Source organism: Streptomyces sp. NPDC031554, from assembly GCF_055580685.1.
Genome location: NZ_JBVIKX010000008.1, coordinates 115990 through 130139, shown reverse-complemented (window position 1 = coordinate 130139; position 14150 = coordinate 115990). Strand labels below are relative to the sequence as shown.

Genomic DNA, 14150 nt, shown 5'->3' with positions numbered 1-14150 from the left:
GGCGGCTCCCGGCGGCCCTCGACGTCCTCCCGGACGGCTCCGGCCGCGGCGGCCGGCCGGGAGGCTCCCGGCACGGCGGCCCGGGCGGCTCCGGGCACGGCGGCCGGTCCGAAAGGGGCCGGCCGCCGTGGGGTCCTGTCGAGTCCGGGTCGGTCACGAGATATCTTGATGTCGAGCAATGTTGCAGACGTGGAGCGGAGCACCGGTGACTGACTCGACCATCATCTATACGCACACTGACGAGGCCCCGGCCCTGGCGACGTATTCCTTCCTGCCGGTGGTCCAGGCGTACGCCTCGCAGGCCGGTGTCTCCGTGGAGACGCGGGACATCTCGCTGGCAGGGCGCATCATCGCCGTGTTCCCGGAGTACCTGACCGAGGACCAGCGCATCCCGGACGCCCTGCACGAGCTGGGCGAGCTGGCGAAGACGCCCGAGGCGAACATCATCAAGCTGCCGAACATCTCGGCGTCGATCCCGCAGCTCAAGGCCGCGATCGCCGAGCTCCAGGCGCAGGGCTACGCGCTGCCGGCCTACCCGGACGACCCCAGGACCGACGAGGAGCGGGAGATCCAGGCCCGCTACGACAAGGTCAAGGGCTCGGCCGTGAACCCGGTCCTGCGCGAGGGCAACTCCGACCGCCGCGCCCCCGCGTCGGTCAAGAACTACGCCAAGACCCACCCGCACCGCATGGGCGCCTGGTCGGCCGAGTCGAAGACCAACGTCGCGACCATGGGCGAGAACGACTTCCGCTCCACCGAGAAGTCCACCGTGATCTCCGAGGCCGGCACGCTGCGCATCGAGCTGGTCGGCGAGGACGGCACCACCACCGTCCTGCGCGAGTCCGTCCCCGTCCTGGAGGGCGAGGTCGTCGACGCCTCCGTCCTGCACGTGGCCGCGCTGCGCGAGTTCCTCACCGCGCAGATCGCCCGCGCCAAGGCCGACGACGTGCTGTTCTCGGTGCACCTCAAGGCCACGATGATGAAGGTCTCCGACCCGATCATCTTCGGCCACGTGGTGCGCGCCTTCTTCCCGAAGACCTTCGAGCGGTACGGCGCCGCGCTGGCCGCCGCCGGTCTGACCCCGAACGACGGTCTCGGCGGCATCCTCAAGGGTCTCGCGGACCTGCCCGAGGGCGACGCGATCAAGGCCTCCTTCGAGGCCGAGCTGGCCGAGGGCCCGGCCCTGGCCATGGTCGACTCCGACAAGGGCATCACCAACCTGCACGTGCCGTCCGACGTCATCGTCGACGCCTCGATGCCGGCCATGATCCGCACCTCCGGCCACATGTGGGGCCCGGACGGCCAGGAGGCCGACACCCTCGCGGTGCTGCCGGACTCCTCCTACTCGGGTGTCTACCAGGCCGTCGTCGAGGACTGCCGCGCCCACGGCGCCTTCGACCCGTCGACCATGGGCTCGGTCCCCAACGTCGGCCTCATGGCGCAGAAGGCCGAGGAGTACGGCTCCCACGACAAGACCTTCGAGGTCAAGGCCGCCGGCACGGTCCGCCTGGTCGACCAGGGCGGCAACGTCGTCCTGGAGCAGCCGGTCGCCGCGGGCGACATCTTCCGCGCCTGCCAGACCAAGGACGCCCCGATCCGCGACTGGGTCAAGCTGGCCGTCACCCGTGCCCGCGCCACCGGCGCCCCGGCCGTGTTCTGGCTGGACGAGACCCGCGCCCACGACGCGCAGCTCATCGCCAAGGTCGAGGCGTACCTGGCGGAGCACGACACCGAGGGCCTGGACATCCGGATCCTCGCCCCCGTCGAGGCCACCAAGCTGTCGGTGGAGCGCATCCGCCGCGGTGAGGACACCATCTCGGTCACGGGCAACGTCCTGCGCGACTACCTCACCGACCTGTTCCCGATCCTGGAGCTGGGCACCAGCGCCAAGATGCTGTCGGTGGTCCCGCTGATGGCGGGCGGCGGCCTGTTCGAGACGGGCGCCGGAGGCAGCGCGCCCAAGCACGTCCAGCAGCTGGTCAAGGAGAACTACCTGCGCTGGGACTCCCTCGGCGAGTTCTTCGCGCTGGTCCCGTCGCTGGAGCAGTACGCCGACTTCACCGGCAACTCCCGCGCGAAGGTCCTCGCCGACACCCTCGACCGCGCCACGGCGACCTTCCTCGACGAGGACAAGTCCCCGACCCGTCGCGTCGGCGGCATCGACAACCGCGGCAGCCACTTCTACCTGTCCCTGTACTGGGCGCAGGAGCTGGCGCGGCAGACCGAGGACGCCGACCTCGCGAAGGCCTTCGCCCCGCTCGCCGAGACCCTCGCGGCGAACGAGCAGAAGATCGTCGAGGAGCTGAACGCCGTCCAGGGCGAGCCGGCCGAGATCGGCGGCTACTACCAGCCCGACCCGGCGAAGGCGGCGGCGGTCATGCGCCCGTCGGCCACCTGGAACGAGCTGCTCGCCTCCCTGAGCTGACGTCCCCTCGCTGAACCTCCGCCCCGACCGGCGCACCGCCCGGCCGGGGCGGAGGCGCGTGTCGGGGCAGAAGCACGTGTCGGAGCGGAGGCGCGTGTCGGAGCGGGGCGGGGTGCGGCCCCACCCCGGCCGGCCGGGCCGGACGGCGTCACGGGCCGGACGGCGTCAGGCGCGCATCCATTCGGTGACCACCACCTCGCCGCCCGTGCGCAGGCGCAGGGCGAAGGGGCCGGTGGGCCGGGCCCCGCCGGTGAAGCGGCCCATGTCGTCGGCGGTGAGGGCCGCTCCGGCGCGGGGGCCGTCGAGGACCTCGACGAAGGCGGGCTGCGGGGGCAGCAGCTGGCCCATGATGCCGTGGGAGGTCACCTCGACGTCGACGGTCAGCCCGCCGGTGTGGAAGGTGAGCATCCGCGGGACGTCCACCGCTCCCCTGACCGGGATGGCGTCGACCAGCGAGTCGAAGGTCAGCTCGGCGATCCTCGCGTCGAGGTCGTGCAGCGCGTAGGCCTCGACGGCGAGCAGGTGGAGCCCGGCCGGCACCGGATCGAGGATCGCGGCGGCCTCGCGGAGCTCCGCCTCCAGGTCCGCGTGGTCCGGCTCCGTGTCGTGGCGGGTGCCGTCGAAGGCGTGGTCGTCCATGTCGTCGTCCATGTGGTTCACAAGGCTCCCCGTGCGTCGAGTCGGGCCCGCAGGCGGCGCAGGCACCGCTGGCGCATCGGTCCGATGCTGCCCACGGCGATGCCCAGGGCGGCCGAGACCTCCTGGTAACTGGGCGGCGGTGAGGCGATCAGCACCCGCAGCAACTGCCGGCAGCGCTCGCCGAGCGCCTCGAACTCCTGCCAGAGGTGGCGGACGCGCTCGCTCTGCGCGGCCGCCTCCTCCGAGTCCAGCACCGACTGTTCCGGCGTACGGTCCTCGCTGACCCGGTCGAGCAGCTGGGGATCGTCCGTCGGGGTGAGCCGGCGCAGGCTCTTGATCACTTTCAGGCACTCGTTGCGCGCGGTGCTCGCCAGCCAGGAACCGGCCTTGTCGGGTTCGCGGATCCGCCCGAGGTTCTGGGCGAACCGGAACCACACGGTCTGGTACACCTCGTGCCCGTCGGCCTCGGAGAGCCGGTGCGCGCGCACGACGGACCACACCAGGGGGCTCAGCCCCTCCACGATCGCCTTCCAGGCCGCCGTGTCGCCGTCGACGGCGGACCGGACGAGCGCGCCGACTTCACTACGGTCCACGGTCCCACCCCTTGTGTACGGCACGTCATCGTACGCCGTGACGGAGCCGGACCCGGACCTCATGACGCCCTCACGCCGGGACGGCCGGCAGCCCGACGGGCACCGGTGTCCAGGTGGCGGGCAGCAGCGCCGGCACATGGGCGCCGCGCACCTCGGCCGACTCGGCCCGGGCGGCGAGCAGTTCGCGGGCGGCGGCGCGCGGATCGGTCAGGCCCGCGGCCGTCATGTGCGTGGCGACGAGTCCGGCGACGACGGGCGTCGCGAAGGACGTGCCGCTCCAGGAGGCCAGTCCCTCGAACATGACCTGGTCGGGCTTGCCCGCGCCGGCCGCCCGCTCCTCGCTCAACACCCCGGTGTGGTGCGGCGACCGGCAGGTGCAGGCGTAGGTGAAGCCGTAGCGGCAGTCGTCGTAGGTGGAGTGCTGGTACACGTACGGGACGGGGCTGCCGAAGCCGGTGAGGGCGCTGGTGAGGCGCTCGCCGGGGGCGTAGACCCGTACCCAGGGGCCGTGGTTGCTGAAGCAGGCGCCGAACTCCCCGTCGCCGCGCAGCGCGCCGACCGACAGCACCGCGTCCGCGTACTCGGGCAGGGCGGCGTAGGCGGCGGGCCAGAAGGGCGTGGCGCTGGCGTTGTTGCCCGCGGCGGCCACCAACAGGGTCCGCTGCGAACGCAGTTCCTCCATGAAGGCGGCCACGCCGAGCAGGCCGTCGACGCGGCCGTTGGAGGTGCCGGCGGAGAGGCTGAGGATGTCGGGCCAGCCGCCCTGCTCGACGGCCTCGAACAGTCTGTCGCCGAAGTCGTACTCGAGGATCGCGCCGGCGTCGTTGAGGGTGTTGCGCACGGTGATGTCGGTGTTGGGGGCGACGGCCGCGACGAGCCCGGCGATGAACGTGCCGTGGCCCACGTACTGCTGGAGCACGCCGTCGTCGTCGGTCTCCCGGATCTGCGCGTCGCCCCCGGTGTGGGCGAGGAGGGGGTAGGAGCGGTGGTCGTGCATCAGGCCGGTGTCGACGACGAGCACGCCGACGGCGCCGGCCGGGTCGTGGGCGCCGTCGGCCGCGGCCGGGTTGGGCGCGGCGTCGCGGGCGACGGGCACCGGCTCGTCGCCCGGGCAGGCGTTGACCGCGATGGACACCACGTGGTTGCGGCTGACCAGCCGGCGGCCCACCCGGTCCTCGGTGCCCCTCAGGGCGCGCAGGGCGCCCGCGACGGCGCGGTCGGTGCCGGGCACGCCCTGGCCGGGGTCGGCGACCTGGATGCGGGTGATGCCGGAGCGGTTGGCCTGCGGTCCGGCCCGGCGCACGTGGTCGGGGGTGAGGTCGGGGGCCGCGGTGAAGTGGGTGCGGACGGCGTCCTCGACAACCCGGGCCTCCTCGCCGTCGCGCGCGAGGACGACGCCCTTCTCGTAGATGAACTCGGCGGAGTCGTCCGGGCCCATCGCCAACGGCACGTCCGGCAGGGCCCGCTGGATCTGTCCGAACTGCTCGTGGAATCTCTGTGGTGCCATCGCCCGTCCTCCCCATGAACCCGGTGGTCGTCTATCAGACCCCCGGAACCCCTGTCTGATACAGGTGGTGCGACGACAGAGGGGAGGGGCGCGGTTGCGGCCACGCGCCCCGGGCGTACGCCTCCGGGCGGTCCGGGCGGGCGCGTCGACGTGATGTCCCGTCGGTACGGTCCGAAACGACCTCAGCCCTGTGGGGCGTGCGGACGGAGCACTACCATCCGTGGGGTGACAGCGGGAAACGACGCGGTGCTCGAACTGCTGCCCCTGGTGTTCGCCGCCCCCAACGACGCGCTGGCACGGGCGGAGGCAGTACTCCACGCCGATCCCCCGCCCCTGCACGCCTCGGTCGCCCACCAGGTGATCGGCATCTGGCAGCGGGACTGGGGCGACCTGCGCCTCGCCCTGGACCACCTGCGGCGCGCCCGCGCGCTGGCGGCGCGCGCCGACTCCGCGGAGCGGGAGGCCGACGTCCTGGCCACCCTCGGCGTGGCCCTGGTCCACGCGGGCCGCACCCGGCAGGGCCTGGCGGCGTTCGAGCGGGGCATCGAGCGCGGTACGGGGCACACCCGCGCGCGCGTGCGGTACCGGCGGGCGTACTCCTGGTGGGTGCTGGGCCATCACCGCGAGGCGCTGGACGACCTGCGCCGGGCGATCAGCGTGCTGCGGCAGGCGGACGACGTCATCTGGACGGCGCGCGCCCTCACCCTGCGCGCCACCGTGCACCTGGCGCTCGGCGCGGTGGACCGGGCGGACGCCGACTTCACGGCGGCCGAGACGCTGTGGGACACCACCGGCCAGGAGCACGACAAGGCCGACGCGGTGGAGAGCAGGGGTCTGGCCGCGTTCCGCTCGGGGGACGTCCCGGCGGCGCTGCGGCTGCTGGACGAGGCCGAGGAGCGGTACGCCAAGCTGGGCACGCCCACCTTCATGCTCGACATCCGGCGCTGCGAGGTGCTGATGGCGGCCGGTCTCGCGCCCGAGGCGCTGGCCGAGGCGGACGCGGCGATCACGGTCCTCGACGGGATCGGCGGGCAGTCCACCCGCAAGGCGGAACTGCTGCTGGCCGCGGCGAAGGCGGCCCGGCTGGCGGGCGATCCGGGCACGGCGACGGCGCGGGCGGCGCTGGCCGTGCGGCTGTTCGCCGGACAGCGCCGCACCTGGTGGGAGGCGCACGCCCGACTCGTCCTGATCGAGGCGCGGTTGGCGACCGGGCGGAGTTCGGGGCGGCTGGTCGCCGACGCGGTGCGGGTGGCGGAACGGCTGTCGTCCTTCGGGGCGCCCGCCGCGCCGGAGGGCTGGCTGCTGGCGGGCCGGATCGCGCTGGACCTGCACTGGACCGAGGACGCCGAACGCCATCTGGCGGTCGCCGCGCGCAGCCGGCGCAGCGGGCCGCCGCTCGCGCGGATGACGGGCTGGGCGGCGCGGGCGCTGTGGGCGCGGGCCACCGGTTCGCAGCGGGGCGTCCTGGAGGCCTGCCGACGCGGCCTCGACGTCCTCGACGACCACCGCACCACGCTGGGCGCCTCCGAACTGCGGGCCCGCGCCACCGCCCAGGGAGCCGAACTCGCCGCGCTCGCCCAGCAGGTGAGCCTGGAACGGGGCGGCCCGCGACGGCTGCTGGTGTGGAGCGAGCGCTGGCGGGCCACCGTCCTGTCGGCGCCGCCCACCCGGCCGCCCGCCGATCCTGCGCTGCTCAGCGGGCTGACCGCCTACCGCGAGATCGCCGCCCGTGCGGAGGGCGCGCGGATGGACGGTCGTCCGGTGCCGACGCTGGAGCGCGAGCAGCGCCGCCTGGAGCGGGAGATCCGCTCCCGCACCCTGCACATCCGGGGCGAGTCCCCCGGGGACGGCGACCGGTTCGACGCGGGCCGGCTGCTGGAACGGCTCGGCGACACGCGGCTGGTGGAGCTCGCCGTGCTGGACGGGCGGGTGCAGGTGCTGCTGTGCGGGGGCGGGCGGGTGCGCAGGTTCGCGGGCGGGCCGGTGGCCGAGGCGGAGCGGGAGGCCGAGCACGTGCAGGCCGGGCTGCGGCGGCTGGCGCACCCCGGCGCGGACGCGCGGCTGCCGGTGGTGGAGGCGGCCGGGCGACGGCTGGAGAGCCTGCTGCTGGGCGAGGCGGCCGCGCGGCTGGGGTCCGGCCCGGTCGTGATCGTGCCCCCGGCCCGGCTGCACCAGGTGCCGTGGGCGCTGCTGCCGGCCCTGCGGGAGCGGGTGCTCAGCGTGTCGCCGTCGGCGGGCAGCTGGTTGCGGGCCCGGGAGACCGCCTCCGTGCCGGGCGGGCGGCACGTGCTGGTGCGGGGGCCGGGCCTGGCGTCCGGGGGCGCCGAGGTGCCGGAGGTGGCGGGCCGGTACGGCAGGCCGACGGTGCTGGAGCACGCGGACGCGCGGGTGCCGCGGGTGCTGGAGGAGCTGGACGGGGCGGCGCTGGCGCACATCGCCGCCCACGGCACCTTCCGGGCGGACAGCCCCATGTTCTCGTCCCTGCGCATGGCCGACGGCCCGCTGATCGTGCACGACTTCGAGCGCCTGGCCCGCAGCCCGTACCGGATCATCCTCTCCAGCTGCGACACCGCCCGCCTCGCCTCGGTGGGCGCCGACGAACTCCTCGGCCTGGTCACGGCGTTGCTGCCGCTCGGCACGGCCGGGGTGGTGGCGAGCAGCGCACCGGTCAACGACGAGGCGGTGGTCGCGCTGATGCTGGCCCTGCACAAGGGGGTCAGCGCCGGCCTGTCCCTGGCGGAGGCGCTGCGCGACGCCCGCGCCGCCCTGCCGGGGGACGCGCTGCACCAGGCGACGGGGTGGGCGTTCACCGCCTTCGGCGCCGCGTGACCGCCCGCCGCCCGCCGACGGGCGACGGGCGACGGGCGACGGGCACCCTCACGGCCCGACGGACGTGACGGCCCGCGTCCCGATGGACGTGAAGACCCCCGTCCCGGCGGACGTGACGGCCCGCGGCCCGCGGACCACCGCCCACCGCCCACCGCCCACCGGATGCGGCCGCCCGCCGCCCGACGGGGCAGGCCGTGCCGGTACCCGGGGGTTCGGAGTTCGGAGGTTCGGGAGCCGGCAGACCCACCGGCCACGGCGGCACCCCGGGGTCCCGCCGCCCGGCCCGGCCCCGCGACCCCGCCGGGCAACGGCAGCCCTCCCGAGCCGTGTGAACGCCCTGACGCGGCGGACGGCCGCCTCCGCCGCCCGGCGGGTCAGGCCGTGCGGGTGTCCGGGAGGTCCACCAGGCAGGGCAGTGCCGTGCGGTCGCTCGCGCCGAGGCGGGTGTACGCGCCGTACAGGTGGTTGCCGACGGTGCGGACGGACAGGGTCAGCCGCTCGGCGATCTGCCGGTTGCTGAGGCCGGCCGCCGCGAGTGTGACGATCTGGCGCTGCCGGGCGGTGAGTTCGCCCAGCACCAGTCCCGCCAGGGCGGGGGTGCGGGCGCCCTGGCACCGGCGGGCCAGGGCGAGGGCGCGGGTGCGGGCGGTGCGGGCCGCGCGCGGGTCCCGGTGCAGCCGCGCGGCCCGTGCGTGCGCCTCGGCGGCGAACAGCAGGAACCCCCGCTCCGCCAGCTCGGCGGCGACCCCGTCGAGCGCGGGGCCGTCCCCGCGGGCCAGGGCGTCGGCGTGCCGCGCGAAGACACCGCCCGCGGGAGCGGCCTGCCGTACGGCGTCGTCGACGCCCGTCCGGTGCGGCGTACCGGACGGCGCCCCCCGCTCGCCCGTCCGGTCCGGTGAGCCGGGGCCGGGGGCGGGGGTCCGGGGGCGACGGTCGCCGGGGGCGGGCCGGGAAGGGGCGGCGGGGGCGGGCTCCTCCCCCAGCCCCTCGGCCGCGCGGTCCAGCTCGGACAGGCACCCCGCGTCCTCCGGCGCTCCCGCCAGCCCCTCGCGCGCCCAGGCCACCGCCTCCCGCAGTTCCCCCCGCAGCCGGGCGAACCGCGCCCGCACGGCCGCGTACCCGGCCGGGACCGGTTCCCCCTCCTCCACCAGCCAGTCCCCCACCGGCGCCACCCCCGACCGCACGTCCGCCGTGTCGATCCGCCGCAGCAGCTCCGCGGCCTCCGCCTCCAGCGCCGCCCCGTACGGCGGCCGGTCCGCCGTCAGCCGCCGGGCCCGCAGCCGTCCCGCGGCCGCCCGCAGCAGCGGACCGTGCAGCGGACGGGCGAGCCGGACCGTCGCGTCGTCGTCGGCCCGGACCAGTCCGTCGGCCTCCAGCCGTTCGAGGACGTCCAGGTCGAGCCCTTCCGCCGTCGCGGCCACCGGCAGCGGCTCCGCGAAGGCGAGCCGGTCGAGGACCTCCCGCTCCTCGGGGCGGGACCGGCCGAGCACGGCGGCGGCCCGCTCGCGCAGGGCGGGCGTCACCGGGACCGGCCCCCGCCACCTCCACTCCCGGCCGTCCGCTCCCGTCCCGTCCACGCCCCGGCCGAGCGGCTCCCGGCCCCGCAGCGCGTCCAGCAGGTCGCGCAGCAGACCGAGGTCGCCCCCGGCCAGCCGGTGCAGCCGGTTGACGGTGAGCGGCTCCGGGCAGGCCCCGGTCACGGCGGCCAGCAGCCGGGCGACGTCCTCACGGGGCAGGGGCTCCAGGGCCAACCGCGGCAGGAGGTCGCCCGACCGGAGGCGGACCACGGCGTCCGGCGCCGGCGCGCCGTCCGCGGCGAGGACCAGCAGCCGGGTGCGGCCCCGCACGGCCAGCTGGTGGACGACGGCGGCGGAGTCGTCGTCGAGCAGGTGGGCGTCGTCGACGAGCAGCAGCCGCACACCGGACAGCAGGTGGACCGCGCGGTGCAGGGTGACGCCCTCGGGCAGGAGGTGGGCGAAGGCGGCGAAGGGCGTGCCGCGGGTCTCCGGCGTGCCCGCCACCCGCACGTACCCGGTGCCGCGCACCGCCTCCGCGGCCAGCCGGCTGCGGCCGACGCCGGGCGGTCCGGTCACCACCGCGCCCGGCCGTCCGGCGCCCGACGCATCGCGCAGCAGCTCCAGTTCGTCCTCGCGACCGGTGAACGGCCACGGCGGCGAGGAGAGCGGCCGAAGGGTCCTTGTGTCATGTACGGAGGTCGTCACACCTACAGGAGTCCGCCTACTCATCCCTGATACAGGGCGACTTGAGTAGGCCCCGACTCAGGCCCCGGACGACGGTCCGGGGCAGTCTGGTACCCATGACCGCCCGTTACTGCTCGCTCACGCAGCAGCCGGCCCCCGCGTACGCCCCGGGGCTGGCCGCCGAGCGGCTCGGCGCGCTGATGAGCGGACGCCGGATGTGGGTCAACGGCACCGTGCTGCACTACTGCTTCCTCGGCGACGACGGTGACGGGTCGGTCATCGCGGTGCCGGGTTCCGGGGGGACCCGGTGGGTGTCGTGGGCCGGGGACGAGGCCCAGCGGGACGTGGTGCGCGGCGCCTTCCGCGAGTGGGCGGACCTGGGCATCGGGGTGTCGTTCACCGAGGTCGAGGACCGCTCGGAGGCGGAGCTGCGCATCGGGTTCCAGCAGGGCGACGGCTCCTGGTCCGCGGTGGGCCGGGACGCGCTGCGGGCGGGCCTGAACGAGCGCACCATGAACTTCGGCTGGGACCTGACCGCGCCCGGGGAGCACGGGACGGCCCTGCACGAGATCGGGCACGCGCTCGGCATGCAGCACGAGCACCAGAGCCCGTTCGCCGGCATCCACTGGGACGACGAGGCCGTGTACGCCGATCTGGCGGGCCCGCCGAACCACTGGAGCCGGGACCGCACCTACTTCAACGTCCTGCGCAAGCTGGAACCGGCCGAGGTCAACGGCTCGGTGTGGGACCCGCAGTCCGTGATGGAGTACCCGTTCCCGGCGGGGCTGATCCTGGAGCCGGAGCAGTTCCGCGGGGGCGTGCACCCGCCGGGTGCGCTGTCGCCGATGGACAAGGAGTTCGTGCTCCGCTGGTACCCGCCGCGGGCCGTGCCGCGGCCGCCCGCGCTGGTGCCGTTCCGTTCGGTGCCGCTGTCGCTGGCGGCCGGTGAGCAGGCCGACTTCACGATCGAGCCGCCGGAGACCCGCGAGTACGCCGTCGGCACCTTCGGGGACGGTGACGCGGTCGTGGTGGTCTTCGAGGAGCGGGAGGGCGAACCCCGCTTCCTGGCCGGGCGGGACGACGGGGGCACCCCGGACAACGCCGCCGTCAGGGCCCGGCTCGTCAAGGGCCGCCGCTACTTCGTCCGGGTCCGGCTGTACTGCGGCTGGGGCGCGGGAGAGACCGCCGTCATGTGCTGGTGACGGCGCAGGGGGCGCCGTGCGCGCCAGGGGGACCGCGTTCCGGCGCCGGGGGAAAGGGCCGGCGTCCGTCACCTTCGGGGGAGGGAGACGGGCGCCGGCCGCACCCGGCGCGACCCCGCGGCCCGGCGGGGGGCCGGGGGAGCCTCAGGAGGCCGCCCGCCGGGCCGCACCGCGGTCGTCGGGGTGGGCGAGGCCGAGGTGGTCGCGCAGGGTGGTGCCCTCGTACTCGGTGCGGAAGACGCCCCGTTCCTGCAGGAGGGGGACGACCTTGTCCGCGAACTCGTCGAGGCCGCCGGGCGTGATGTACGGGACCAGGATGAAGCCGTCGGAGGCGTCCGCCTGGACGTACTCGTCGATGGTCCGGGCGACGGTGGCCGGGGAGCCGACGAAGTTCTGCCGGTTGCCGGTCTCGATGACCAGGTCCCGGATGGACCAGCCGTTCGCGGCGGCCAGCTCGCGCCACTCGCGGGCGACGGCCGACGGGTCGCGGTACATGCGGACCTGGGCGCGGCCGCGGGCGATGTGGTGTTCGCCGGGGTCGGGGTCGATGTCGGGGAGGGGCCCGTCGGGGTCGTAGCCGGACAGGTCCCGGTTCCAGACGAACTCCAGGTGCTTGAGGGCGGTGGCGCCGCTGACCTGCTGCCGGCGGACCTCGTGGGCGATCTCCTCGGCCTCGGCGTCGGTGTCGCCCAGGACGAAGCTGGCGGCCGGCAGGATGAGCAGTTCGTCGGGGCGGCGGCCGTACTTGGCGAGGCGGGACTTCACGTCCCGGTAGAAGGCCTGGCCGGTGTCGAGGGCGGCGTACCGGCTGAAGATGGCGTCCGCGCTGGAGGCGGCGAACTCGCGGCCCTCGTCGGAGTCGCCCGCCTGGAAGATCACCGGGCGGCCCTGGGGACTGCGCGGGACGTCGAAACGGCCGTGGATGTCGAAGTGCCGGCCCTCGTGGACGAAGGCGCCGGCCTCGGCGTCGGCGAGGAAGGTGCCGGTGGCCTGGTCGGCGACGATCTCGTCGCCCCGCCAGGAGTCGAAGAGTTCGTTCGCCGTGGCGAGGAACTCCCGGGCGCGGGAGTAGCGCTCGTCCTGCGGGAGGAAGCCGCCGCGCCGGAAGTTCTCGCCGGTGAAGGCGTCCCAGGAGGTGACGACGTTCCACGCGGAGCGGCCGTCGGAGAGGTGGTCGAGGCTGGCGAACTGGCGGGCCACCTCGTAGGGCTCGTTGAAGGTGGAGTTGATGGTGCCGGTCAGTCCGAGGCGGTCGGTGACGGCGGCGAGGGCGGCGAGGACGGTGAAGGTGTCGGGGCGGCCGACGACGTCCAGGTCGTAGATGTGGCCGCCCTGTTCGCGCAGCCGGAGCCCCTCGGCGAGGAACAGGAAGTCGAACTTGGCGCGTTCGGCGGTCTTCGCGAAGTGGACGAAGGAGCTGAAGTCGATGTGGCTGCCGGCCCGCGGGTCGCTCCACACGGTGGTGTTGTTGACGCCGGGGAAGTGCGCGGCGAGGTGGATCTGCTTCTGGGGCTTGCTCATGTCGGGGGGTCCCCTCCGGCTCAGGCGGCGTAGCGGTTGGCGGGGCGGTGCAGGCCGAGCAGCCCGCGCAGGGTGTCGGCCTCGTAGGCGCGACGGAAGGCGTCGCGGCGCTGGAGTTCGGGGACGAGGCCGCGGGTGATCGCCGGCAGGTCGTGGCCCGTGACGGCGGGGCGCAGCCGGAACCCGGTCAGGCCCGTCGCCCGGAAGTCCTCCAGCAGGTCGGCGAGTTGGGCGGGGGTGCCGGTGAAGATCCGGGCGTCGCCGGTGTACTCCTCGCCGGCCAGGCGGTCGAGGCGGTCGCGGCGGGCGGCGGCCTCGGCCGGGTCGTCGTCGAGGAAGACCAGCAGGTCGGCGAAGACGTGCAGCCGTTCGCCGGCGCGGCCCGCCGCCTCCTGCTCGGCGCGGATCTCGGCGAGGATCGCGCGGGCCTGTGCCGTGTCGTGCGGGGTGGTGTAGCCGACGTCGGCGGCGCGGGCGACCAGGCGGTAGGGGACGGTGTCGTGGGCGAGGGCGGTGACCGGGGGCTGGCCCTGCGGCGGGCGGGGCGTGATGGAGGGGCCCTTGACGCTGAAGTGGCGGCCCTCGAAGTCGATGTGGTGCAGCTTGTCCCGGTCGATGAAGCGGCCGGTGGCGACGTCCCGGATCTCCGCGTCGTCCTCCCAGCTGTCCCAGAGGCGGCGCACGACCTCGACGTGGTCGCCCGCCTCGTCGAAGAGGTCGGCCACCACCTCCCGGGCGGCCGGGTCGTCGTAGGCCTCGATGCGGGGAACGGTGCGGCGGCCGAAGTGGGCGGCCTCGGCGGGGCGGGCGCTGATCCGGACGCGCAGGCCCGCGCGGCCGGCGCTGACGTGGTCGAGGGTGGCGACGGCCTTGGAGATGTGGAACGGCTCCGTGTGGGTGGCCACCACCGTCGGGACCAGGCCGATGTGGCGCGTCAGCGGGGCGATCCGGGAGGCGATCAGGACGGCGTCGAGCCGGCCGCGGACCTGGTCGGTGCGCTCGTCCGGGTCGAGGAAGTGGGAGGACTGCAGCCCGAGACCGTCCTCGATGGTGACGAAGTCGAGCAGGCCGCGCTCGGCCTCCGCGACCTGGTCGGCCCAGTAGCCGGCGGTGAACAGGTCGCGGGGGCGGGAGACCGGCTCGCGCCAGGACGCGGGGTGCCAGCCGGTGCCGTCGAGGGCGACGGCGAGATGCAGGGGGGCGGGGGACGTCGGGGACACGGGAGTGCCTTCC

9 protein-coding genes are annotated in these 14150 nt (G+C 75.2%); 3 read left to right on the top strand and 6 right to left on the bottom strand.

Annotated features, from left to right (window positions below; translation table 11 throughout):
• Positions 1-205 precede the first annotated feature (205 nt).
• The gene (locus ACZ5FU_RS21655) at positions 206-2425 is read left to right on the top strand and encodes an NADP-dependent isocitrate dehydrogenase (RefSeq protein ID WP_468641592.1); all 2220 of its coding nucleotides are present in this window, start codon (positions 206-208) and stop codon (positions 2423-2425) included.
• A 165-nt stretch (positions 2426-2590) separates the two neighbouring features.
• Here the strand turns inward: ACZ5FU_RS21655 and ACZ5FU_RS21650 are convergent, their stop codons facing one another.
• The 3 genes from ACZ5FU_RS21650 to ACZ5FU_RS21640 form a co-directional block, all read right to left on the bottom strand.
• Entirely contained in the window at positions 2591-3076 is a 486-nt protein-coding gene (locus tag ACZ5FU_RS21650) for a hypothetical protein (RefSeq protein WP_451781217.1), read from the bottom strand.
• 5 nt (positions 3077-3081) lie between these two features.
• Entirely contained in the window at positions 3082-3657 is a 576-nt protein-coding gene (locus ACZ5FU_RS21645) for an RNA polymerase sigma factor (RefSeq protein ID WP_451529365.1), read from the bottom strand.
• Between the two features lie 70 nt (positions 3658-3727).
• Entirely contained in the window at positions 3728-5164 is a 1437-nt protein-coding gene (locus tag ACZ5FU_RS21640; protein WP_469046249.1) for a S8 family peptidase, read from the bottom strand.
• 225 nt (positions 5165-5389) lie between these two features.
• On the opposite strand from ACZ5FU_RS21640, the gene ACZ5FU_RS21635 reads away from it, so the two are divergent.
• Positions 5390-7993, top strand: coding sequence for a CHAT domain-containing protein (locus ACZ5FU_RS21635; protein WP_468641587.1), 2604 nt, complete (start codon positions 5390-5392; stop codon positions 7991-7993).
• A gap of 374 nt (positions 7994-8367) precedes the next feature.
• Here ACZ5FU_RS21635 and ACZ5FU_RS21630 read toward each other — a convergent pair whose 3' ends face one another.
• Entirely contained in the window at positions 8368-10239 is a 1872-nt protein-coding gene (locus ACZ5FU_RS21630) for a LuxR family transcriptional regulator AbsR2 (RefSeq protein WP_469046247.1), read from the bottom strand.
• Between the two features lie 71 nt (positions 10240-10310).
• On the opposite strand from ACZ5FU_RS21630, the gene absR1 reads away from it, so the two are divergent.
• The gene (gene absR1, locus ACZ5FU_RS21625; RefSeq protein WP_451529361.1) at positions 10311-11396 is read left to right on the top strand and encodes a beta-glucuronidase AbsR1; all 1086 of its coding nucleotides are present in this window, start codon (positions 10311-10313) and stop codon (positions 11394-11396) included.
• 144 nt (positions 11397-11540) lie between these two features.
• Here the strand turns inward: absR1 and ACZ5FU_RS21620 are convergent, their stop codons facing one another.
• Positions 11541-12917 (bottom strand): NtaA/DmoA family FMN-dependent monooxygenase, encoded by a 1377-nt coding sequence (locus tag ACZ5FU_RS21620; protein WP_469046245.1) that lies wholly within the window; start codon positions 12915-12917, stop codon positions 11541-11543.
• Positions 12918-12937: 20 nt separating this feature from the next.
• Entirely contained in the window at positions 12938-14137 is a 1200-nt protein-coding gene (locus ACZ5FU_RS21615; RefSeq protein WP_451529359.1) for an LLM class flavin-dependent oxidoreductase, read from the bottom strand.
• Positions 14138-14150: the final 13 nt, after the last annotated feature.